The sequence below is a fragment of the Effusibacillus lacus genome, from assembly GCF_002335525.1.
In the GTDB taxonomy this organism is placed as follows: Bacteria; Bacillota; Bacilli; order Tumebacillales; family Effusibacillaceae; genus Effusibacillus; species Effusibacillus lacus.
Genome location: NZ_BDUF01000014.1, coordinates 1 through 23541 on the forward strand (window position 1 = coordinate 1; position 23541 = coordinate 23541).

Genomic DNA, 23541 nt, shown 5'->3' on the forward strand with positions numbered 1-23541 from the left:
TTAATTCTGTTGTTGTCAGTGTAATCGTCTCCTGTCCCATGGTGACATTTTCACAGACGAGTTACAGGGTGACAATATCACAGAACAACTACAAAAGCCTGTCTGTTATTGATTCCATGTTGCATGCAAGTTAAAATAGAAATGATGTATGTGGATAAATAGGCATAGCTATCCATAGATTGAAACAACTGGCGGGTTGAATTCAATCCTCTATTTGTCTGCATACATCCCCGTATTCCTTTTCCTCGAACAAACTTCGAAGATAAAGAGTATCTTTGGAATTCCCTGCTTTGTAGTAACCCATTTCTTACCTCCTTTCCTTTTCGGAGGCCAAATTCACGTGGCGGCGTGAATCTACCCTCTTGTAGACTTGTGCACATTTTCGTCAAATTATGACAATTATTGATCTCCTATGAAGAATTATACTAAACCAAAGACATGTTTGGAATGTGATTGGGGCCAGGGGGCAAATTAGTTTTTGACTAATGAATTTAACCAATTTAATTGATGGTTGCTCTTTCACTTTTTCAGATCAGGATTCCGGGAACAAATATGGTAAAATAAAGCTGCTAGTCTGTAAGACCCAATTGATATTCAGGGTAACGTTGGTGATTCATATGGTTACGTTGGGTTCCAGATTGCAGGCCCTGCGGGAAGCGAAGCAAATGAAGCAGAAAGAGCTTGCCTTGGGCTTGGCCACCCAAAGCATGATTTCGCAAATTGAGACGAACCGGATCATCCCCTCTACCAATCTCTTGATTCGAATTGTGCAAAAGCTGGATTATCCGATTGACCAATTTCTGAGAGAAGTAGACCTGGATTTCTTCAGTATCAAAGAACTCTTTAAATTCGCTCAGGACCTGTATGAGCATGGCGAATATCACGCAGCCCTGTATTTGTTGGAGAAAGTGGACGAACGTCCTCTCAATGTTCTTGATACAAGTGAATATCTGTATTTGCTTGGGGTTTGTCAAAAAAGGGCAGGCTGCCATGACCAAGCCATCTCATCCCTTTCCACTGCCCTGGACCAAATGAAAGACCCCTCCTCCACAATTCCGTATCTCTACGAAATCGCCGAGTCCCACTACCTTAAAGGAGACTTGTTTTCCGCATTGTTGACAGCCCAAAGGGCCGAGAAACGAATTCCGATTGAGTCTGATACAACCCCTTTTTATAAAGGGAAGGTAAAGAATCTGCTGGGAATAATGGCTTTTCGTTTCGGTGAATTTGAAAAGTCAATTACGCTGTATCAAGAGGCCTATAACTATTACCATCCCAAACACCTTTCCCAATGTGCCACTGCTCACATGAATATTGGGGTAAGCTATAAGTATCTCAAACATTTTGATCAGGCGAAAGAACACTTGGGAATTGCAATGCAATTATTCAAGACTGTTCCTGTGGAAAAAAACACACTGCTTTGCAAGTACAACTATGCAATTCTTCTTTCTGAGATGGATTGTTATGATGAGGCCGAAAAACTTTTCAATGAATGCTTAAACGACTTTGCAACCTATAACTTTGGTTATGAACCAAATACTATTTATTCTGAATTAGCACGGTTAGAAATTAAACGCGGAAACACCGAACAAGCGAAAGAATTGGCATATTTGGCTTTGGATTGTTCTCAGGAAAATGACAGGGAATTAGGATATATCTACCGAACACTGGCAGATGTTTATTATCATAAAAAAGAGATAGATGCTGCCATATCATACTTAGATAAGTCTATAAAGTCTTTCCTTACAGCTAAACTATACGTAAGACTCATTGAGTCGTTACATTTTCTAACACATTGTTATAAAAGTCTTGGACTTTATGAAAAAGCTATAGAAACATTGGAAATAACGAAGCGTATACCTTACAATGGGAATGGAGGTGATACATATAATGAAAAAATTGTTTAATGTCTTGTTGATTACTGCATTGGCATGTGGACTGGCGCTTTTTTCCAGTAATGGGTTATCAGAAATAGTTGGCGATGATGTGGGATTGTCCCTGATTGCTGGCGATGATGTGGGATTGTCCCTGATTGCTGGCGATGATGTGGGATTGTCCCTGATTGCTGTTGATGAGGAAGGTCTCTCCCAAAGGATCTAGAAAAACTCGAATTCGACGAACCTGGTCTGTAACCACAACGAAGCCCCCTGGAATGGGGGCTTTTCAATTGCATTACGCTACAAACAAACCTTTCCAGTCCGCAGAATCTGCTCAATCTCGGCGGCGGACAAGGGCTTGCTAAACAAATACCCTTGCAACCGGTCACAGCGGACGTTGCCAAGATAGTCCGCCTGGCCTTCCGTTTCCACGCCTTCCGCAGTGACTTTCAGATTGAGACTGTGGGCCATGGCGATAATCGCTTCGGCAATGGCTGCATCCTCCTGGTCAATGGTGATGTCCCGAACAAAGGACTTGTCAATTTTTAACGCGTCAATCGGCAGTTGTTTCAGGTAACTCAGGGAAGAATACCCGGTTCCGAAATCATCGATGGCGATCTTAATCCCCATTGCCTGCAGCTTCTTCAGGGATTTCACCGTGTTAACCGAGTTCTGCATGATGCTTTCCGTCATCTCAAGCTCCAGCCATTTGGCTTCCAACCCTGTCTCCGCAAGGATCCGTTCCACTGTTTCCACAATGTTATGCTGCAGGAATTGGCGGGCCGACAGGTTGACCGACATCCGGATCGGGGGATACCCTGCATCCTGCCAGACTTTGTTCTGCTTGGCGGCGGTCCGCAGCACCCACTCCCCAATGGGCACTATCAATCCCGTCTCTTCCGCCAGCGGGATGAATTCGGCAGGCGAGATGCTTCCCATCTTCGGATTGTTCCAGCGAATCAACGCCTCCACCCCGATAATCTCCCGGGAATGTGCCTCCACCACCGGCTGGTACACCAGTTTGAACTCATTCTTTTCCAACGCTTTGCGCATGGCGTTTTCCAGGATCAGGCGGTGAAAAGCCATCACCTTCAATTCGGGGGTAAAAATCTGGTAATTGTTCTTTCCCTGTTCCTTGGCTTTGTACATGGCGATATCGGCGTATTTGAGCAGGGTTTCAATCGTGTCTCCGTCTACTGGGAAAATGCTGATTCCGATACTGGTTGTGATATACAGTTCATATCCCTTTACGTTGAAGGGCTCCGAAATGGCTTCGATGATGCGCCGGGCGACAGCCTCTATTTCCTGGATGCTGGAGATCTCCGGCAGTATCACGGTGAATTCGTCCCCTGCCAAACGGGAGACAATATCTTTCTCCCCGAGACACTGTTTGAGCCGTTCTGCCACGTCGCACAGCAACTGGTCTCCAACCGAATGCCCCAGGGTGTCGTTAATGTTTTTGAACCGGTCGAGATCCACAAACATTAAGGCCACCTTGCCGCCCTCCTGTTTGGCTTCGAGGAGGGTCTCGGAAAAGGTCTTCATGAACTGGGTTCGGTTGGGAAGCCCTGTCAGTGCATCGTAATACGCTTGGCTGCGGTACCGTTCTTCGTTCTCCCGCAGCATTTCGTTTGTCTTCTGCAGTTCTTCGGTGGTCACATTGATCAGATTGGACACCGCTGTCAAGTACTGGACCATATCCCTCTCCCGGGTCTCCGGCTCCGGAATCCGTTCACCCTTGCCCGCATCAGGGTTTTCCGACAACATGAGCACCGTCATGGTTTGATTCATTATCTCATTTCCCTGATCGAAATGATAGAATTCCCAAAAGGTAAAAAATCCGGCCGTCGGAGCCATCTTCTGAAACGGTGCAATCTCCGCTCCGGCAAACTCTGCCAGAAAAGCCCTCCGGGCACGGCACGAATAGATAAACACCGTTTCCACCGGTGTACCTTGCAGAGACTGGACCGTCTGCATGGAGGTCTCCAGGACCAGTTCCGGATTGCCGAAAGCAAACTGCACCTGATCTCCCTCGTTCAAGTTGCCGGCATAGGTCAGTGACCCGTCCTCATGGGACAAGAGGATGGCGCGTGCCGCCAGACTGCCGCCGCGGTTAACAACCAGCGGAAACAGCCCGACAGCATTCATTATGTTTTGTGCAAATTTGGTTCCTAAATATTTCCTGTACACCTCGATGGCTGGGAGGTGGTCGATCTCGTAGACCCGATTTTTCTCCGATTTGGTGATGGTCATTTTGCGTCCGATGGGGATCCAGTCAAAATGGCAGCTGGTGTTGGCGATGAGCTGCTCGCTGTTGAGAGCCACTCCCGCAACTCCATTCCGAACGATTTCCTTCTCCGTAAAAACGACGTTGGGTGTATTCGGGGAGTGATCACTCGCCAGCCCTCCCGCCACAATCACTTGTGGATTCACCGACTGGACGCCTTTCAACAGTTCCTCCCCATTGGTATGCCGTCCGTCGGCAAACAAGAGCAGGACTTTTGTCGAATCGCCGCATAACTGCCGGGCAATGGCCTGGCCCGATTGGAAACTGTCGCCTTGCAACTCGCGGGAAACCGCAGCGGAAACTATGTCTGTCTTGTCAAACCGGGTGAACACCAGCACCGTCTGGTTGGTGGTGATCCGGCCATCTGCGATTTCACCGTCAGACGTGGCGCCCAGAATTGCGGCTGACGGCAGCAGATCACGCAGGTGATCGCGCAAACCGATGATGGATTCCAGATCCAAGCCTCCGGCAAACACCTGGATCAAGAGGGACGGATGAGGAGTTATCCCGTTTTGGGCAAGATAGTCTTCCAGAACAAATCCTTCATGATGGTAGGCAATCCACGTTTGCACAATTGACCCCCTGCGGATTCAATAATAGATGTTTTCATTATCTCAAAAACTTACAAATTTCGACAAGTATCGATAGACCCAGGAAGTGAATAAGCCGCCTTGTGGAAGGCGGCTTTCGCATCACAGCGTGCTTAGTGGATTTGATAAGGAAACTGGGTAGAGTAGTTGCTGAACTGCTGGTAGGCTTTGTCAAGCTTTTGCTGCTCTTCCGCCTCCAGCGAATAGTGTCCTTTCTCAAACATCTTGTTGAAAATCTGGCGCTGGCACTGGTGAGTTTCTTGCAGGATCTGCATGTAGGTCTGATGCAGGGAGTTGTGGCTGGCTTCCCGGGTTGCCACGTTGATGCTGTCGGTCAGATACTTTTCTGTAGCCAGCACGTCATTGATCCGATCACGGTCATTCATTTCCGGCCCTTTCACCTGCGGTTCGTTGGGCAATTTCGGGTTCTTGATCATTTTGGCCTGTTGGCCGCCCTGCTGCTGACCACCTTGTTGGTTCTGCTTCATGTCGCGAAAAGCCTCCTTTATTGCTGCATTTGCTGCTTGAGTTGTTGGGGCGACGGTACCTGCGCCATCATTTGAGCATTATTGGTCTGCAGATGCTGCAGGAGCATGTTGTAATGGCGCTGGTGCATCTGACCGGCCTGTTCAATGGCCTGCCGGATGTCCGAGTCCAGGCATTCCTGGGCAAAATGGGCGCATTTCTTCATGGCGCCCAGTTCCCATGACAGGGCGTCTCTCAAATAGAGGAGGTCTTTGGTCGTGATCACCTCCGGCGGAGTTTGCATTCTTCCCTGTTGACCGATTTGCCCCTTTTGGCCTGCTTGCGGGGGCTGTCCCTGTTGCTGCATATTTCCGACTCCCTTCACTAGTCTGAATTTCCAACCTTAGTTTGTTCAATTCAGATTTCCTCATTCGGGGAGCTTGGCTATCCGCTTACTCCATCGCCTGTTCCATTTCCGCCCGGGTGCGGTGGGCCAGCCTTGCGGCAGCCGCTGCCGCCACTGCCCCGATCAGGTCATCCAGAAACGTATGGACTTGACCCGAGGACTTGTCGTTCAATTTGGCCAGGATGCCGTACTTGAGTTTGTCAATGTACCCGTAATTGGTATATCCGATGCTGCCGTACAGGTTGAGAATCGAGAGGGCCAGGATCTCATCGACGCCGTACAGGCCTTCGTCCGCTTTGATAATTTCCTGAAGCGGGGAGGACATCTCCCCTTTCTCGGCCAGCCTGTCCAGTTCAATGCCCGTGAGCAAGGCGTTCTGCACATCCCTTTTTTCCAGTACCTGTTCCACGCTTTCCACGCACCTGTCCATCGTCAGGTTTGGAATGTAGCTTTCCTGCAGAAAGAAAGTCAGTTCCGCAATATCTTCCAGCGTGATGCCTCTTTGCTTGAGCGCGTTAAGCGCCGCTTCCTTTACCTGCTGACTGCGAACAAAATCCGACATTGCCCATTCCCCCGTTGTCAATATGTGTTGAAGCTTCCCGTGGTTTCTGTGTGCCAGTATTTGCCTGGTGCATTTCGGGTATGCAAACAGGATTCTTGATGTGAAGTCCTACGGACTACTATAATTATGTCAAATTGGATAAATTTTGGAAGCCTGTTGGGAGGATCGAAAAGAATGATTTTTGCCACTTCAGACGGAACGGTCTTGCATTACATACGGGAAGGTACAGGCGAACCCCTTGTTTTTATTCACGGTCTCGCAAGCAACTTAAAAGCTTGGGATCCTCAGTTCAGGTATTTCCGTTCTTTATTCGATACGCTGGCTTACGACTGCAGAGGCCATGGCCAATCCACGGTTCCCGAAGAACTGACGATGGAGGATCATGCGAAAGATCTTTATGAACTTTGTTCCTTGTTTGACAAGCCGGTGAATCTGGTGGGCATTTCGATGGGAGGATATATTGCGCAAAATCTGTTGATCCGGCATCCGGAAACGATCAACAAAGCGGTGTGATTGCCACCAAGTCACACGGGCAAGGAACTGCCACTTCTAAGGCGATCTCAAACGAGCCGCAATCTATCGACCCTGCTGAAGCAAGGTTTCAGTTTGCCAAGAACTATCTGTTCGGCCCCGACGTGACAGACGATCGAATTCGGGCGTTTATCCGACTGGAACCCCCCATGCCGCTGGAACAGTTCGCATTGGTCAACAGCGCCATCCGGGAATTTGACTACCGTCCGCACCTGACGAAATGCAACACACCGGTATTGGTTCTGCATGGCGATCATGACAGGCTGATCCCTGACGAATTCGGAAAAGAACTGGCAAGTGTTCTCCCAAACGCCCAATTTGTTTCGGTTCCAAGAGCCGGACACGCAGTGATTGCCGAGAAGCCAGAGGGAGTGAACCAGGCTATTCACAAGTTTCTCAAGCCGGAATGAAGCAAGCGCGCGGGGCTGTCTTCAAGCAGATCTCTCTGTTTGAAGACAGCCCCGCATTGTTTGTTTAAATCCGGAAACAATCGGAATTCATTTGTATCAGCTCAGGAACTCATAAGCCGGCAGGGTCAGGAATTCGGCATACTCTTTGCTGGTCGACATTTGCCGGAACAGTTGGGTAGCCTGCTCGAACTTGCCAGCATTGTAGCGTTCCTCTCCGATGGTGTTCCTGATCTTCTGCAATTCTTCCTGCAGCAGTTGTTCAAACAGCTCCACCGTCACCTTGCGGCCATCGTCGAGGATTCCTTTCGGGTGGTGGATCCACTGCCATACCTGCGTACGGGAGATTTCGGCGGTTGCCACGTCTTCCATCAGGTTGAAGATCGGCACCGCACCGGAACCCCGCAGCCAGGCTTCGGTGTACTGCACCCCAACACTTATGTTGTTGCGGAGACCCGCTTCGGTGATGGTACCTTGCGGAACTTCCAGCAGATCCGCCGCGGTTACGTTCACATCATCGCGCTTCTTGTCGACCTGGTTTGGCTGAGGCATGATGCGGTTGAATACTTCCAGAGCAACCGGAACGAGTCCCGGATGTGCCACCCAGGTACCGTCATGGCCGTCGTTGGCTTCCCGCTCTTTGTCGGCGCGGACTTTCGCAAACGCTTCTTCGTTTGCCGCCGGGTCGTTCTTGACCGGAATCTGAGCCGCCATACCACCGATTGCAAACGCATTCCGCTTATGGCAGGTCTTGATGGTGAGCAACGAGTAAGCCCGCATGAAGGGGACGGTCATGGTGACCTGGCCGCGGTCGGGCAGAATCACATTCGGCTGGTTGCGGAGCTTCTTGATGTAGCTGAAGATGTAGTCCCAACGTCCACAATTCATTCCCGCCATGTGCTCACGGAGCTCGTAAAGGATTTCGTCCAGTTCGAAAGTGGCAAGAATTGTCTCCACCAGAACAGTTGCCTTGATGGATCCTTGCGGAATGCCAAGCTGTTGCTGTGCGAAGACGAAAATATCGTTCCAGAGTCGCGCCTCCAGGTGGCTTTCCATCTTCGGCAGATAGAAGTACGGACCGGAGCCGTTTGCAAGCAGTTGTTTCGCGTTGTGGAAGAAATACAAGCCAAAGTCAAACATGCTGCCGGACATCGGCTTGCCGTCCACGAGAACATGCTTCTCGACCATATGCCAGCCGCGGGGGCGAGCAATCAGGACTGCCACTTCATCGTTCAGTTTGTAGGATTTGCCTTCCGGGCTTACATAATCAATTTGACGGCGAATGGCGTCATAGAGGTTAATTTGCCCTTGAATCTGGTTCTCCCAGGTCGGGGAGTTGGCATCTTCAAAGTCCACCATAAACACTTTCGCTCCGGAGTTCAGAGCGTTAATGACCATCTTGCGGTCGCTGGACGGACCGGTGATTTCCACACGACGGTCCTGCAGATCCTTCGGAATCGGGGCCACTGTCCAATCGCCTTCCCGAATGTGTTTGGTTTCGGGCAGGAAGTCGGGCAGTTTGCCAGCGTCAATTTCCTTTTGCCGTTCCACCCTTTTTTGCAAAAGTTCTTCCCGGGTCTTGCCAAATTTGCGCTCAAGGGTTGCCACAAACTCAACCGCTTCCGGGGTCAGAATTCTCTCGAATTCCGGGGTCACTTTTCCTTTGATCTCTACGCCTGCCGGGTAGTTGCTCATAGGCTTCTTCCTCCTTCGTTTCCTTGTGTTCCGTATTACAGAACACAGTTCCCAAAATCTACAACCATCATATCATTTGCTTCCGGAATCGTAAATAGAGAATTTTCTTGCATTGCAAGCGGGTGACAGATTTGGTATGCTCTGCGGCAGGAGGGGTTCATTCATGGAAGAAGGCGTAAAATCGGTGGAACGGGCTTTGCAGATCCTGGAACGGGTGAGCCTCGCCAAAAATGGAATCGGTGTGACCGAGCTGGCGAAAGAACTGAACATGTACAAGAGTACAATTCACCGGGTACTTGCCACGTTAACCCATCTGGGATACATCGAACAGGATCCGGAGACGGAGCGGTACAAACTGGGGTACAAGCTGTTGGAAGTTTCCTCGCGGCTCTTGAATAATCTGGACATTCGCCGGGAAGCCATGCCCTACCTGCAGGAACTGACCGATCTCACCAACGAGGTGGTTCACCTGGTGGTATTGAATAAGGGACAAGTCGTTTATATAGAGAAAGTGGAAGGAACTGAGACAATCCGTATGCACAGCCGGGTCGGAAACCGGGCGCCCGTCCACTGCACAGGTGTGGGCAAAGCGATTCTTGCCTACCTGCCGGAAGCGCAAGTACGGGAAATCATTCGCCAATACGGCCTGGAACCCCACACCCCAAAGACTCTGTCAACACTTGAAGATTTGCTTCAGGATCTGCAACAGATCAGGGAGCGGGGATATGCACTGGATGACGAGGAAAACGAACTGGGAATCACGTGTGTCGCAGCCCCTATTTTTGACCATACGGGGTCGGTCGCGGCTTCGATATCGGTTTCGGCCCCTACCATCCGCATGCAGCCCCAGCGCATTGAGCAGCTGGCCCAGCAAGTTCGCAAGATTGGACTCAAGATTTCTGCCCGGTTGGGATATCGGGGAACCTTATGACGAGTAGGCGCCGTTTTGCCGGACGGGAATACGGTGATGCCAACGGCAATATCAATTACGAGCAGCTGTCCGCAGCCAAGGCGTCGGAACTCAAGCAGTTGTTGGCAGAGATCACTCCCTATTTCGACCGCCTGAACCATCACAAATCCAGTAAGGAAGTTCTGAGTTCCGAGGAATTCAATGCCTATATTGAAGCGGAGATGACCCTCGAGACTATCCGCGCCAAAACGGGCCTGACAGGGAACAAGGGGCCCATTCAGGCAAATGACATCCCGACTGAACTGAGAGCCGAATTTGAGCAGGCAGAGCAGGTACTAAAAGAAACCAACCGGAAAATCACCGGCAACAACTAAAGACTGGCTGCTAATCGCCGCCTCCTTTCAATGGCAAGCCCCCGTTTTTTACGCGGGGGCTTTCTCACATTTCCCTCTCACAGTTCCCTTGTCTTTTCCCTGTGGATGTGCGACACTGAGACTAACTTCATACGAATTTGCTATGACTAAGCTTGAATCGGTAGCTAGGGTTCCGCCCCGTGGATCGGGGGTCTGCGACCGAGCGCTACAGGATCCTGCCGGATGGCGGGAGGCACCTACTGGAATAAAATGCCCGAGGGGGACGGCTTGGTGTGTTTGCTCATGCACACCGAACCATCCCACACCGGGCATTTTTATTTTTTTCGTAAGCTCTCGAAGTAAGGGATTTTGAGTCTCTTATTTGTCCTTGGAGGCAGCTTTTCTCAAAATAGGGGTGTTTGAGGTACTTACTTAGACCTGATCGGTGAGTCCATGGTCAAAACCCCTAAGATAAATACCTGAGAATCACTTATCTCAAAAAATGACCAATAGAGAAGGAAGATAAGATTCTTAAGGTCCCTTATTTATAAAAAGCAAGTGGCAGGAAACAAGGAGGAGGATTTCATGGAACTGATCTTGGCGACCTGGAACGAATCGAAGAAAAAGTGGCTGCAGCAAGGTATGGCGGATCTGCCGCTGTCTACGAGGATCCTCCTGCCAGGCGAAGTGGAGGATGTGGAGGAAACGGGAAGCACCTTTGCAGAGAATGCCCTGCTTAAGGCACGTGCGGTGGGACACCGTCCGGACGCTATCGTGGTGGCGGAAGATTCGGGTTTATGTGTGGATGCACTGAACGGGTTCCCGGGAGTACGTACTGCCCGTTGGGCGCCGGGGACAGACAATGACCGCAGCGCACTGCTGCTGAAGAAGTTGCAGGATGTTCCGCCCGGGAAACGCACCGCAGCGTTCTGCAGCGCGGCAGCCGTGCTCTTTCCCGATGGACGGGAGGCGGTATATGAAGGACGGTTGGACGGTCAGATTGCCTTGTATGCTGTAGGGGAACTGTCGGACGGGTATGACCGGATTTTTCAATTATCGGGTGGATTGACGATTGCACAACTGGGTCGTGAGAAAGTGGAACCGGTCGACCACAGACGGCAGGCGCTTGCCAAACTTGCAACAGGAATTCGGCAGTGGCTGGGAGGTCGAGTCTGATGTCGAACCGGTTGGTTGCGATTGGTGCAGGGGTTTTTGTCACGTTTCTATGGGCGACCTCTTATATTCTGAACAAGCTGGCGTTTGCCGAAGAAATCCGGCCTTTTACGTTGTCCGGCTTGCGGTACTTGATCGCGGTGCTGGCCCTGTGGGCGGTTGCCAGCGTCACGGCCCGGGCTCAGCGTCAGAATCGGGACGGGGCTCCAGGCACAGGGCGGACATCCGTCCCCAAGCTCCGCTTCCCCCATTACCTCCTGTTGGGAATTGCCGGTTATATCATGGCCCAAGGCCTGCAGTATGCGGGGCAGTATTTTGTCACTCCCACTCAAACCAGTTTGCTGCTTTGCATTGGAAATATCTTTTTTGTACTGGTGGTGGACGCCGTCTGGCTCAAGGAGATTCGCAGCATAAGCAGTCTTGTGGACGTTTTCTGTGCCCTGATCGGAATCCTGGCGTATTTCTATCCCTGGAACCTGAACTGGGAAAGTCGGATTGGAATTGGCCTCATTGTACTTTCTTCTGTCGGTTATGCGGTGAACCTTTCGGCTACCCGGTACTTTCTAAGCCGGTTTGGTTCCAAACTCCAACAGCTTGTCATCAGACCGATGCTGATCGGAGCGATTGGCATGTTGGCAGTTGGCCCTGCTGTGGAAGGGCTGCCCCCTTTTTCCTGGAAGTTGGCCGGGATTCTGGTCTGGTTGGGGATCGTTAACGGGGCCCTGGCTTTCTATATCTGGACCTGGAGCCAGAAGGTGCTCCATGCTTACGAGAGCAGCATACTAAACAACCTGGTGCTGATCCAGGTGGCCGTTCTGGATGTCTGGATTCTTGACCGAGAACTCAGTGTTCTGCAGGGAATCGGACTGCTCGCTACTTTGCTGTCGGTAGCGTATGTGCAACTGGCACCTTTTTTCAACAAACGCAAAGCGGATTCCCGGCCCATGCCATAGGCTCTCTGTGACTTTGGCAGTCCCCCCAAAAAAGAACTATATTACTAGTGTAAATTGAGGTTCCATCCTGTATGATGATGGTAAAGTTAATAACAGGGAGTGTAGGACCATGACTTTGGTGAACGCCATGGAGCATATCATTGAGCATGTATTTGACGAGTTTAAAGAGCGGTATCCGCTCAAATGCGATTGTGAGCTCTGCAAGACGGACATTCTGGCCCTGACTTTGAACCACATACCGCCCAAGTATGTATCCAGCGATATCGGGGAAGTGCACATCAAAAGTCAGTATCTGAACGAACAATTGAAATCGGATGTAATTATCGAGATGACCAAAGCAGCCCAGATTGTGGAGCAAAATCCCCGGCACGCATCCTCAACCCAAGAAGCTTGACATCGGACAAGCCCATCCGGCAAAATTTTGGCCCCGGGGGAAACGCCCGGGGCTTGGAATCAGGATTCCAGTTCCTTTTCAATCCGCTCAAGCTCAGCCTCGCTGACTTTCAAGTGCGCCTCCGGACCTTCAAAGTTGTTCTTGTAATAGGCAAAGTCCATCACCAGAAGCAGCACAAACATGCCGACCAATGCGTACAAGGCGTTTTGATTGGGCGGGATCACCATGACCACCGAGATGAATGCAATCCAGATCAAGCTGATCCGATTGATGGGTTTGCTCCAACCCCCCAGGTTCCAGGGACCCAGATGCTTTGGCAAAAAGATGCCCTTGGCCTCGGCGCGCAACTTCAGATAAATGGGGATCCCGTACGCTGCGTATAAACCGACCACGCTGACGGCTGTAAGGAAAGCAAGTGTTGTATAACTGGTGTCAGGTTTGATCGATTTCACAATGTAATCCACCAGGGCCAATGCGAAGGACAGAACAATTACCAGCCAAATGGCCTTGGCCGGTGTGCGGTACTTATGGCTAATCTCCGCCCAGTGGCGGCTCCAGGGCATACCCTTGTCACGGGAAAAGGCGTACATCATGCGAGAGAAGGAGGTTACGGAAGACAGCCCGCAGAACCACATCGCCAGTGTCACCAACCAGAGCACGGTTGTGCCAAACGTGCCACCCAGCGCTTCACTGATGACATGGATAAAGGCGTTGCTGGCACCCGCTGCCCCTTCAGCGTCCTTGATGGCCAACGTGACAACAGCCAGCATCATGAACCCAAAGACGAAGGAGAAGGCTACCGAGGTGAAAATCCCCCAAGGGGCGCGCACCCGGGGATTCACTGTCTCTTCGATGGTGTGTGCCGAAGCGTCATACCCCGTGAACGTCCACTGGGCTTGTAGCAGTCCGATCAGGAATGCCAGCGCATACGGCTTGTCGGAGAACGTTTGCCCTACCTGGAACAGGTAATCGACCGGCTGCAGGCTGTGCTTTGTGAAGAACGCGAGACTTACAACAAGGATCGCCACGACTCCAATATGATACCAGGCGGAAAAATCATTCAGCCGCGCCACCATCCGGATCCCAATATGATTAAAGATGCCATGAAGCAACAGGATGATGCCAAATACGATCAGGACCGTTGTTTCCGTGGATTTATACCCGAATGTGGCGGCCAGCAGCGGGTCGGCGAACAGGGCGCAGGAGTAGTCGATCCCCGCCACAATCCCGATTTGCCCGATAAGGTTGATCCATGCCGTATACCAGCCCCATCTTTTGTTCCCGAGTACGGATGCCCAATGGTACAAGGCTCCGGCAGTGGGAATTGCGGAAGCCAGTTCGGCCATGGAAGCGGCAATCAACAGCACAAACAGGGCAACCAGCGTCCAGCCCCACCCCATGATTCCCGGCCCGCCGTAGGTGAGCCCATGGCCATAGAGGGAGACGGCGCCCGTCAAGATTGAGATGATCGAAAACGAGATGGCAAAGTTGGAGAATCCGCCCATGTCCCGAAGCAATTCCTGCGCATAGCCAAATTGGTGAAGCAGCTTTTTGTCTTCCAACAGTTGTCTCTGCTTATCCATCCCCAGTTCCTCCCTTCAATCAAAATGAACTTCAGTCCTTTCCACGAGAATGCAGGAAGTTCTCATGCTTGGACTCATCAAAAGACCGCACCCGTTCATTGGCTTTCCAGCCAATGGCCAGAGCCACTGCCACCGTTGCCGCGACAAGCAGGAACCCCAGTACCGTCATGCTTTCACCTCCCTTGTGTCGTGTTCCGCACTTATCGGGGTCCCGGGTCACATGGCACGACGCTGTAGCCTAAACGGGCCCCCGGCCGTACGATTAGAAGTAGTTGCAGGTGATGCCTCCGTCAATATTGAGGATCGCACCATTGGTCCAATCCGACTCGTCAGAGGCCAGGTAGATGGCGCAGTTTACAATATCCTCCGGCTTTCCGAAGCGGCCGCTGGGCTGTCGGTTCAGGCGAATCCGCTTCGCTTCTTCGTCCTTGACCAGCCAATCCATCAACAAGGGGGTCTCGATCGGACCGGGACAGATGGCATTGCTGCGAATCCCCTTTGGCCGGAACTGAACAGCCAACGAACGGGTCAGGGAGACAACCGCCCCCTTGGAAGCTGTATAGGCATCTTGCGGTACACTGCAACCCAAGAAGGCCACAAAAGACGCGATGTTGATGATGGATCCTTTCTGTTGGCGCAGCATTTCAGGAATCACATACTTGCACATAAGGAACACGCCTTTGACGTTGACGTTCATGACCAGGTCCCAGATATCCACCGGAGTATCGATCACCGAATGGTCTTCTGCCGGCATAATCCCTGCATTGTTGTATAAAATGTCAACTTGGCCGAAGCGTTTGACAGCTTCGGCAACCGCCTGCTTGACACTTCCCTCAACTGCCACATTGCAGGCGAAGAACTCTACGGAACCGCCTTCCTCCCGTATTTGTTCCGCCGTCTTGCGGCCCGCCTCCTGATTCAGCTCAAACACGGCCACCTTTGCGCCTTCTCTGGCAAACATCTGTGCGGCGGTTTTGCCCATCCCGCCACCGGCTCCCGTAATGATGCAAACTTTATCTTGCAACCTCATAGTTCCCCCGCCTTTTTTGCATTCTACCCCTGCTCAAAATACCGTGCCCGTTCCCAGTTGGTAACGACCGTGTCGTATGCATGCTGCTCAACGCGGGCCATGTTGTAGTAGTGGTCGGTCACCAGACCTCCGAACACGTCGCGGACGACCCGGCTCTCTCTCCACAGTTCCATCGCTTCATACAGCGAGCGGGGAACCCGTGGAACCCCTTTGGCTGTGTACGCATTTCCTTTGAACTCTGCGGGGAGGGATGTCTTGTATTTGATTCCCTGCAGCCCCGCCCCAATCATGGCCGCGTAGGCCAGGTAAGGATTGATGTCAGCGCCGGGAATCCGGCTTTCGATTCGCAGACTGTTCTTGTCGCCTACAATCCGGTAGCCGGAGGTGCGGTTGTCATGGCTCCAGACCACCGATACGGGTGCCCAACTCTCCGGTGCATACCGCTTGTAGGAATTGATGTTGGAAGCGAAGAACAGGCAGAACTCCCTGGTGTGGGCCAACAGACCGGCCAGAAAAGACTCCATCAGTTCCGACATGTGGTACGGTTTCCCATCAGGGTCGTAAAAAAGGTTTCGTTCCTGCGAGATGTCCCAAAGGCTGATGTGCAGATGGCCGCTGGAACCGGTCCATTGATGGTGCGGCTTTGCCATGAAAGTGATGGCGTACCCGGTTTGCATGCAGATTTCCTTGGCCCCGTGTTTAAATATCACATGGCGGTCGGCAGAAGTCAGTGCATCTGCGTACATCATGTTGATCTCATGTTGTCCGGAGCAGGCCTCCCCCTTGGAAGACTCAATGGGGATACCCGCCTCGATCATGGAGTTGCGGATCAACCGGTAAACTGGTTCATTGCGCGTGCCTTGCAGCAGGTTGTAGTCCTCATTGTAGTAACCGGCCGGTTTCATCCCCATATAGCCGCCATTCTGAACCTCTTCGAAAGTTTGGCGGAACAGATAGAATTCCAGTTCAGAAGCCATCTTGAAATGAAAGCCCAGTTTCTCCGCTTTCTCCAGTTGATTTTTCAGGATGCTGCGGGGCGCTATGGGGATCAGGTCCCCTGTTCTCTCGTCCACCGCATCGGCCAGCACCAGGGCAGTTCGCTCCAGCCAGGGGATGAACCGCAGTGTGGACCAATCCGGCTTTGCTAGCCAATCCCCATACCCCGTTCCCCAATTCATCAGGGCGTAGCCGTCAGGAGTGGCCATCTCCATATCCGTTCCCAAGAGATAGACGCAAAAATGAGTCCCCTTGTCCAAACCGCTCCTGAGCAGGTAATCGCCGGTCAGACGCTTCCCCATCAACCTCCCCTGCATGTCGGCAATGGCGATAATGATTGTATCGATCTCCCCACTCCGGATGGCCTGTTCCAACCGTTCCCTGCCGGACAACCCGAAATCCGTATCCGTGTGCACGAATATCCCCCCTTATTCCAGTGTCAAAGCCACATATTTGTATTCCATGTAGTCTTCCAGCCCGTGATGCCCCCCTTCACGTCCGGTGCCGCTCTCTTTGATCCCGCCAAACGGGGCCTGCGGCACGCTGAGGGAAGTACCGTTGACCGCCACCATGCCAAACTCCAACCCTTCGGCCATCCGGAACACCCTTGACGTATCCCGCGTGAAAAAATAGGCCGCCAGCCCGAAGGAAGTCTCGTTTGAATAAGCAAGCACCTCTTCCTCGGATTCAAACTCCACAACCGGCGCCACCGGTCCGAACACTTCCTCCCGCGTCAGCGCCATCTCACGTGTAACACCCTCGAGCACCGTCGGGGCATAAAAGCTTCCGAACTGACAGCCTCCGGTTTCAAGCCTGTATCCGCCCGTCCGGACACGTGCCCCTTTTTCCACCGCATCGGCCACATACGCTTCCACCTTCGCCCGCGCCGTTTCATCAATCAGGGGGCCCATCGTGACCTCCGGGTCCATTCCGTTCCCGATCTTCAATCTCTTCACCAAAGTAACAATCTTCTCCGTCAGCGGCCCGGCAATCTCCTTATGGACATAGATCACATTGATTCCGTTGCAGACCTGACCGCAATTCTCGAACTTGTTGGACACGATGGCATTTGCCGCTTTGTCCAGGTCCGCATCGGGGAACACGATGACGGGAGCATTGCCGCCCAACTCGAGGGACAGGCGTTTCACCTGGTCGGCCGCCTGCCGCATCAGATTCTTGCCCACTTCCGTCGAACCGGTAAAGGAGATTTTGCGTACCCGGGGATCTGACAACAGCGCGCCGCCGATCGCCACTGCGTCTCCCGTTACGAGATTGGCCACACCCGCCGGAATGCCGGTGTCCATCAGATGTTGAAACAGAGCTACTGCAATCTGCGGCGTTTGCTTCGCGGGCTTCAATACTACCGTACAGCCTGCCGCCAGAGCGGGTGCCGCCTTGCGGGTGACCATGGCCGCCGGGAAGTTCCACGGTGTAATGAGCCCCGCCACTCCCACCGGCTGGCGCATCACCAGGATTCGCTGCCGCGGTCGGGAAGCGGGAATCAGCTCGCCGTAAGCTCGTTTCCCCTCTTCCGCGTACCACCTGACAAACTCGGCCGCCCCTTCAATCTCTCCTCTTGCCTCCGCCAGCGGTTTGCCCTGTTCCTGTGTAAGCAGGGCAGCCAGCTCCTCCCGATTGTCGAGAATTCGGTCCGCCCAGTCGAGCAGGTACACGGCCCGATCCTTCGCCGGCATCCTCGACCACTGGGGAAACGACCGCCACGCCGCTTCAATTGCGAGGGTCGTTTCCGCCTGGCCCCCTTTCGGGACATGGCCTGTCACTTCTCCCGTTGCGGGATTGCGGACCGCCACTGTCACCGGCAAAGTGACTTTCTGTCCAAAAATCCACATGAAGTTCCATTTGCTCGAATACTTGTCAGACATACCCCTATCCCCCTATGTCTTTGGAATCGGCAGTTTCACCAGTGCCTGCCGCTTGTTTGCATCTGTCCATCAACCATCGGAACGGGATCAGTCCTTCTTCCAACTGAACGGACATCATCTCCGGGTGCCACTGGATGGCCAGCAGTTGAGGATGATCGGGGTGAAGCAGCCCCTCGATGATTCCGTCTTCGGCGACAGCCGCCACCTGCATTCCGTTTCCTACCTCTTTCACCGCCTGATGATGGTAACTGTTCGTTTCAATCTCATCTGTCTGATACAACTCAGATAGTACCGGCGACAGCAAGCGCACCTTATGGGCCTTGTACCAGCGCGGTGCCCGGGAGAACTGGTGGGACAGCACCTTGTTCGAACAGTCCGCCAGATCCAGATAAAGAGATCCGCCGAAATACACATTCAGAAGCTGCATCCCCCGGCATACCGCCAACAGCGGTTTCTGCTGCCGGAGTGCTTCTTCGATCAATGCCAGTTCAAACCGGTCCCGTTCCGGAGTCAGCGTCCAACAGCGCAGGTCCGGGCGGGCACCATACAACGAGGGGTCGATATCCTCACCCCCGCTAAGAATCAGACCGTCCAGAGCTTGCAAAACTTCTCTCGCCGAGTCGATTTCTCCCACCGGAACTCCCAACGGGATTCCGCCGACGCGTCTTACAGCGTTAATGTAATCATGACCCACCACGCTGAACCCCTGGCCGGGCACTCCGCGAAAAGAGCCTCCGTATCCCTCTTCGCCCAATACGTGGTACCCTGTTATTCCGATCACCGGAGTCCGCACGCAAACCTTCACTCCCTTCCATGCCATGCCTTGTTATCATTCATACGTGGACAACATTTACGAAATTCCTTTGAATAACAAAACAAGCCCCAAAAAGGGGCCGTTTCGTAATTGTCATGATTCTATTGAGGGCGGCTATAAGGAGCCGCCAAGCTTTGCTTTAAGGAATTGCTCAAACTCATCGGCCGGTAGAGGCGGGCTGATCAAATAGCCCTGGATGGAATCACAACTGTTGGTTTGCATGAAAGTCAACTGCTCTGGTGTTTCGACCCCTTCCGCAACCACTTCCAGGTTCAGATTGTGTGCCAGATCGATAATGGACCGGGTGATGGCCGCGTCGCCCGGGTCTTTCCCAATATCCCTGATAAAGGACCGGTCAATCTTCAGACAGTCAATCGGAAACAGCTTCAGGTAATTCAGCGAGGAGTAGCCGGTGCCGAAGTCGTCGATGGAGATGCTAACGCCAATCTGTTTCAAATCGGCCAATACCCGGTTGACTGCTTGTTCATTCTTCATAAGGGCACTCTCGGTGAGTTCCAGTTCCAGCAAACTCGGGTCAAGCCCTGTATCCTGCAGGATTTTGCGGATCTTATCCGCCAGATGAGCATCCTGGAACTGGCGGGCTGACAGGTTTACGGAGACCTGCAGCGGAGGCAAGCCCTTGTTCTGCCATTCTCTCATCTGTTTGCAGACGGCACGAAGCACCCATTCCCCTATGGGCAGAATCAACCCTGACTCTTCCGCCACCGGGATAAATTCGGATGGGGGAATCATTCCTTCCCGCCTGTGATTCCAGCGAAGCAGCGCTTCCATGCCGGTAATTTGGCCCGTCTTGATGTTGAGCTTCGGCTGGTAATGGACCAACAGTTCGTCAAATCCGATGGCTTTGCGCAAGCAGTTGGTGAGATAGATCTTCCGCTGTACGTAGGAATGCATGCCCTCCATGAACAGGCAGTAATTGTTTTTGCCCTGTTCTTTTGCCCGGTACATTGCAATGTCCGCGTGTTTGACAAGCGTGTCGGCGTCTTTTCCATCCGTTGGATAGATGCTGATGCCAATACTGGCGGAAATGAAGATTTCCCTGCCTTCCAAATAAAATGGAGGCGCAATGATAGCCAAGATCTCCTTGGCCGACCTCTCCACTTCATCCTTACTCGCCACATCCGGAATAATAACAATGAACTCGTCCCCGCCTACCCGATACGTAGTGTCGCTATATTTCGGAAGCCGCTCGAGCCGCTTCCCGACTTCGACAAGCAACATGTCCCCCACTTTGTGGCCCAGTGAATCGTTCACCATCTTAAAACCGTCCAGATCAAAGAACAGCACCGCCACTTGTTGATTGCCAACATCCGCTTCCACCAGATACTTTCCCAGATCTTCCTTAAACAGGGTCCGGTTTGGCAGGCCGGTCAGCGAGTCATGGAACGCCTGGTGCCTGATCCTTTCCCGGGATTCGCGGATGGTCTTGATCATGTCATTGAATTTGCTTGACAACTCCCCCAGTTCCGTTTTGTCCGTGTGCTCCACATACTGTTCGTAGTTGCCCTTCTCCACTTCGGCAACGGCTTGCTGCAACCGGCGGATGGGGAAAATGGTTTGTTTTGCGTAAAACGCCGTCAAGACAGACAAAGGGATCAGGGTCAGCAGCGAAAGGACAAACAAGTTGCTTCGAAACTTATAAAAGGGTTCATAGATTTCACTTTCGGGCACCTGTGCCACCACTCCCCAGCTCAACTGCGGAATGTAGGCGAAGGAAGCGTACATGGGGGCACCCTTTGTATTGACTACCCACTGGTAACCCGATTGCTGCTGCAAGACTTTCTGAACGACCGGGTTTGATTTTACGGATTCTCCAATTCGTTCCTTCTGGGGATGGGAGATGATCACCCCGTTGCGGTCAACAATATAGACATATCCTCCGGCCCCCAGATTGTGGTTCTGAAACACCAGGGAGAACAGATTGTTTTCTTCGATCCGGACTTGCAAAGTGACCACCCGTTCCACCTCATTCTGCCGGTTCATTAAAGGGATGGAGAGCACAATCACATTTCGTCCGGTGGGGGCTTTGAATACATCGCTGATATAAGGTTTCTTTCCCTGTTTGGCCTCCTGAAAAATAGGGTTCCCGGAAAAACTGGTGTCCTTGACGGAGGAAGTGTCTTCCGGGTAATTTGCCAGTACCTTTCCGTTCCTGTCAATCACCAGGCCGCTGTTTAACAACGGGGAGGCGGAGATGATACGGTAGAGTTCCTCAGTCATTTCCTCCGGATTCGAAGATCTGAGGCCTGTAAGTTGGTCCACGAGTTGGGAGATCTCATACAGATGGGAAACCATGTTGGCCAATTGCCCTTGCAACCTCAATACCGTCTCATCCGTGACGCTTTGATACTTCTCCCTCGACATCTCCGGCAGGGTCTGTTTGGCCATGAAATAGATGGAAGCCAACAGTACCAACATCACAATTATGTTAATCAGATAGACCCGCCAAAACATGCGGGAAGTCCACATTTTCATAGAATCACCGTTTTCGACAGAATGTCACAAAAAATAACAAAATATAGCATTATTATACAATAAAATATTAATTCCGTTTGAAAAATGAGAATTTTCCCTTTTAGACAGGCTCTCACACAAAGCAAAAACTCCCGGAACGATTCCCGGGAGTTTCTCGTTTGTTGCGTCAAACCGATTTGGCAGCCCCTTGCTGCAGCAGGTACATCTTGTTGTACAGGCCCTCTTTGGCCAGCAGTTCCTGGTGGGTCCCCCGCTCCCCGACGAATTCCTCATACCCATGTGGCAGCAATAGCATCATTGCAACCATAACCAGGATCCCGACCCCGATTCCGTAACTTTTCTTTTCCATATTAAAAACCACATCAAATCCAGAAAAACTCTCATATTTGCCTCCCCAATAAACAATGAGAAAAGTCACAGGAACCATCCTATGACTTCGCATCCATCGATATACGAACCTTTATACGACTATTCCCTGTATCCTTTTAGTCCCTCCCTTTACCCCCGGCGGATCCGAACCGCTTTCTCCGGCCAGTCGGTGAAAATGGCAGAGACCCCATTGGTCATAAACTCCCGCATTCGGGCTTCGTCATTGACTGTATAGGCACGAATCGGCATGCCCGCTTGCTTCGCCCCGTCTAGGATTACCGGGTAGGCGGCGATTGGCCAGTGGCAGTGCAGTCCGTCAGCTTCGACTGTTTTTGCGTACTTCCAGGGTTCATATAGACCGTCCGAGAAGAGGATTGCCGTCTTGATAGTCCGATGAATCCGGCGGGTCTCCACCAGACTGTAATGGTTGAACGAGGAGATGATTACCCGGCCGGTCAGACCGTATTGTTCAACAAGACGGATCACCTTCTCTTCAATCTGCGGGTAAAGGATAATTCCTGTCTTCAACTCCAGGTTGATCAGGAGGGAGTTGCCCTGCGCCCAGACCAGAACCTCTTCCAGCGAGGGGATTCGGGTCCCCTTGAACTTGTCCGAGAACCAGGCTCCCGCATCCAACTGTTTCAGTTCATAGAAGGTCCTGTCTTTGACCCAGCCGGTTCCATTGGTAGTGCGGTCCAGTTTCTCATCATGAATCACAACCGGAACCCCATCCTTGCTCAATTGGATGTCAAGTTCGATTCCATCCGCACCAGCCCTTGCGGCCTCTTCAAACGAGATCATCGTATTCTCCGGATGTGTTCCTGCCGAACCCCGGTGGCCGAAGATCAACATACCCGACTCTTTATTCATCCTAACCTCTCTCCTTACTCGAGTGTTCATCCTGTTCAAGACTTCTATTTTTATTATGGCGAATCCTGTATTCTTTCGGGAGTTTAAAACAAGAAGACCATGCGGAGTGAACCGCATGGTCTCATTAGAACTCCCTTGCCTCCGGTGCCGTCTTACATCTTGATCCCCGCCAGGGCCATCTTGCGGCGTACGTAGGCGAGTTGCTCCTGCAGCGGAATCTCCATCGGGCAGTTGTCGTCACAGGCCATCAGGCCCACGCAACCAAAAACCCCTTCTCCGGTACCGACAATCTCAAAGTATTCAGCCTCTGATCGTTCATCCCGTGGATCCACCATAAAGCGGGCTACCCGGTTGATACCCGCAGCCCCAAGAAAGTCGGGGTTGATGTTTGCAGTAGCGCAACCGCCAATACAGCAACCGCACTCTATGCAGCGATCCGCTTCGTATATCGCAAGCGCCTCATCATTGCTCATCCTGTCCTCAAGGGCTGTCGGATCAAACTTCTTCTCCGTTTTGATCCAGGCTTCCGTCTTGATGTTAAGTTCCCGAAACCAGGTGCCCGTATCTACACTCAGATCCCCCAGCATCTGGAAAACCGGCAAGGGCATGAGTGTAATTTCGTTTGGAAGGTCCTTCGTCAAAGTCTTGCATGCCAATGTGGGCTTCCCGTTGATCAGCATTCCACAGGAACCGCATATGGCAGCCCGACAGACAAAATCAAACTGCAAAGTAGGATCCTGTTCCTCACGTATCTTGTTTAAAGCGACAAACAAGGTCATCCGTTCTTCTTCTTCCAGTTTGAACGGCTGCAGATATGGCTTGACTTCAGGCTTGTCAGGATTGTAACGCAATATATGAAGCGTTAACTGGCGTCCCATATGTCTCCCTCCTATATAC

The 23541-nt window shown here is 52.0% G+C and carries 24 protein-coding genes; 9 read left to right on the top strand and 15 right to left on the bottom strand.

Translation table 11 applies throughout. From position 1 onward, the window contains the following. The first annotated feature begins 617 nt into the window (after positions 1-617). On the top strand, positions 618-1907 hold the full coding sequence (locus EFBL_RS03355) for a helix-turn-helix domain-containing protein (protein WP_269432674.1): 1290 nt from the start codon (positions 618-620) through the stop codon (positions 1905-1907). Then, entirely contained in the window at positions 1891-2100 is a 210-nt protein-coding gene (locus EFBL_RS03360; RefSeq protein ID WP_096180730.1) for a hypothetical protein, read from the top strand. The genes EFBL_RS03355 and EFBL_RS03360 overlap by 17 nt, the downstream gene beginning before the upstream one ends. 77 nt (positions 2101-2177) lie before the next feature. Here EFBL_RS03360 and EFBL_RS03365 read toward each other — a convergent pair whose 3' ends face one another. The 4 genes from EFBL_RS03365 to EFBL_RS03380 all read right to left on the bottom strand — a co-directional run bounded on the left by EFBL_RS03365 (position 2178) and on the right by EFBL_RS03380 (position 6187). Next, positions 2178-4736 carry a bifunctional diguanylate cyclase/phosphodiesterase gene (locus EFBL_RS03365; protein ID WP_096180731.1) on the bottom strand — a complete coding sequence of 853 codons (2559 nt, stop codon included), beginning with the start codon at positions 4734-4736 and terminating at the stop codon, positions 2178-2180. 131 nt (positions 4737-4867) lie between these two features. Further along, positions 4868-5242, bottom strand: a complete 375-nt coding sequence (locus tag EFBL_RS03370; protein WP_424955034.1) for a spore coat protein — start codon at positions 5240-5242, stop codon at positions 4868-4870. 17 nt (positions 5243-5259) lie between these two features. Next, entirely contained in the window at positions 5260-5586 is a 327-nt protein-coding gene (locus EFBL_RS03375; protein WP_424955035.1) for a ferritin family protein, read from the bottom strand. Positions 5587-5671: 85 nt separating this feature from the next. Then, a complete protein-coding gene (locus EFBL_RS03380) occupies positions 5672-6187 on the bottom strand; it encodes a phosphatidylglycerophosphatase A family protein (RefSeq protein ID WP_096180732.1) in 516 nt (171 codons plus the stop codon). Positions 6188-6361: 174 nt separating this feature from the next. Between EFBL_RS03380 and EFBL_RS21600 the strand changes: the two genes are divergently transcribed. Both EFBL_RS21600 and EFBL_RS21605 read left to right on the top strand, forming a co-directional pair. Then, the gene (locus EFBL_RS21600; RefSeq protein WP_165912519.1) at positions 6362-6700 is read left to right on the top strand and encodes an alpha/beta fold hydrolase; all 339 of its coding nucleotides are present in this window, start codon (positions 6362-6364) and stop codon (positions 6698-6700) included. After that, positions 6697-7128 carry an alpha/beta fold hydrolase gene (locus EFBL_RS21605; RefSeq protein WP_096180734.1) on the top strand — a complete coding sequence of 144 codons (432 nt, stop codon included), beginning with the start codon at positions 6697-6699 and terminating at the stop codon, positions 7126-7128. Before EFBL_RS21600 ends, EFBL_RS21605 begins: the two co-directional genes overlap by 4 nt. Before the next feature lie 96 nt (positions 7129-7224). Here the strand turns inward: EFBL_RS21605 and aceB are convergent, their stop codons facing one another. Beyond that, complete coding sequence (aceB, locus tag EFBL_RS03395) at positions 7225-8820, bottom strand: malate synthase A (RefSeq protein WP_096180735.1); 1596 nt, start codon at positions 8818-8820, stop codon at positions 7225-7227. A gap of 163 nt (positions 8821-8983) precedes the next feature. On the opposite strand from aceB, the gene EFBL_RS03400 reads away from it, so the two are divergent. The 5 genes from EFBL_RS03400 to EFBL_RS03420 all read left to right on the top strand — a co-directional run bounded on the left by EFBL_RS03400 (position 8984) and on the right by EFBL_RS03420 (position 12603). Next, positions 8984-9751: an IclR family transcriptional regulator gene (locus EFBL_RS03400; RefSeq protein WP_172899634.1), complete on the top strand. Its 768-nt coding sequence runs from the start codon at positions 8984-8986 to the stop codon at positions 9749-9751. After that, on the top strand, positions 9748-10104 hold the full coding sequence (locus EFBL_RS03405) for a DUF3600 domain-containing protein (protein WP_096180737.1): 357 nt from the start codon (positions 9748-9750) through the stop codon (positions 10102-10104). The genes EFBL_RS03400 and EFBL_RS03405 overlap by 4 nt, the downstream gene beginning before the upstream one ends. 564 nt (positions 10105-10668) lie before the next feature. Further along, positions 10669-11259, top strand: coding sequence for a non-canonical purine NTP pyrophosphatase (locus EFBL_RS03410; RefSeq protein ID WP_096180738.1), 591 nt, complete (start codon positions 10669-10671; stop codon positions 11257-11259). After that, the gene (locus EFBL_RS03415) at positions 11259-12209 is read left to right on the top strand and encodes a DMT family transporter (protein WP_096180739.1); all 951 of its coding nucleotides are present in this window, start codon (positions 11259-11261) and stop codon (positions 12207-12209) included. The genes EFBL_RS03410 and EFBL_RS03415 overlap by 1 nt, the downstream gene beginning before the upstream one ends. Positions 12210-12318: 109 nt before the next feature. Continuing rightward, entirely contained in the window at positions 12319-12603 is a 285-nt protein-coding gene (locus tag EFBL_RS03420) for a late competence development ComFB family protein (RefSeq protein WP_096180740.1), read from the top strand. A 59-nt stretch (positions 12604-12662) separates the two neighbouring features. Here EFBL_RS03420 and EFBL_RS03425 read toward each other — a convergent pair whose 3' ends face one another. The 10 genes from EFBL_RS03425 to EFBL_RS03465 all read right to left on the bottom strand — a co-directional run bounded on the left by EFBL_RS03425 (position 12663) and on the right by EFBL_RS03465 (position 23522). Then, entirely contained in the window at positions 12663-14186 is a 1524-nt protein-coding gene (locus tag EFBL_RS03425) for an amino acid permease (RefSeq protein ID WP_172899635.1), read from the bottom strand. A 31-nt stretch (positions 14187-14217) separates the two neighbouring features. Beyond that, positions 14218-14355, bottom strand: coding sequence for a hypothetical protein (locus EFBL_RS20430; RefSeq protein ID WP_165912520.1), 138 nt, complete (start codon positions 14353-14355; stop codon positions 14218-14220). 93 nt (positions 14356-14448) lie between these two features. After that, on the bottom strand, positions 14449-15216 hold the full coding sequence (locus EFBL_RS03430; RefSeq protein WP_096180742.1) for an SDR family NAD(P)-dependent oxidoreductase: 768 nt from the start codon (positions 15214-15216) through the stop codon (positions 14449-14451). A gap of 23 nt (positions 15217-15239) precedes the next feature. Continuing rightward, positions 15240-16628, bottom strand: coding sequence for a glutamine synthetase family protein (locus EFBL_RS03435; RefSeq protein WP_231705670.1), 1389 nt, complete (start codon positions 16626-16628; stop codon positions 15240-15242). A gap of 12 nt (positions 16629-16640) precedes the next feature. Then, positions 16641-18095: an NAD-dependent succinate-semialdehyde dehydrogenase gene (locus tag EFBL_RS03440; RefSeq protein ID WP_096180743.1), complete on the bottom strand. Its 1455-nt coding sequence runs from the start codon at positions 18093-18095 to the stop codon at positions 16641-16643. Between the two features lie 4 nt (positions 18096-18099). Beyond that, a complete protein-coding gene (locus EFBL_RS03445; RefSeq protein ID WP_165912521.1) occupies positions 18100-18888 on the bottom strand; it encodes a gamma-glutamyl-gamma-aminobutyrate hydrolase family protein in 789 nt (262 codons plus the stop codon). Between the two features lie 135 nt (positions 18889-19023). Then, positions 19024-21405: a bifunctional diguanylate cyclase/phosphodiesterase gene (locus EFBL_RS03450; protein ID WP_096180745.1), complete on the bottom strand. Its 2382-nt coding sequence runs from the start codon at positions 21403-21405 to the stop codon at positions 19024-19026. A gap of 166 nt (positions 21406-21571) precedes the next feature. Then, entirely contained in the window at positions 21572-21754 is a 183-nt protein-coding gene (locus EFBL_RS03455; RefSeq protein WP_131927694.1) for a hypothetical protein, read from the bottom strand. 149 nt (positions 21755-21903) lie between these two features. Further along, positions 21904-22644: a glycerophosphodiester phosphodiesterase gene (locus EFBL_RS03460; protein ID WP_231705671.1), complete on the bottom strand. Its 741-nt coding sequence runs from the start codon at positions 22642-22644 to the stop codon at positions 21904-21906. Positions 22645-22796: 152 nt separating this feature from the next. Next, positions 22797-23522, bottom strand: coding sequence for a fumarate reductase iron-sulfur subunit (locus tag EFBL_RS03465; protein ID WP_096180747.1), 726 nt, complete (start codon positions 23520-23522; stop codon positions 22797-22799). Positions 23523-23541 lie beyond the last annotated feature (19 nt).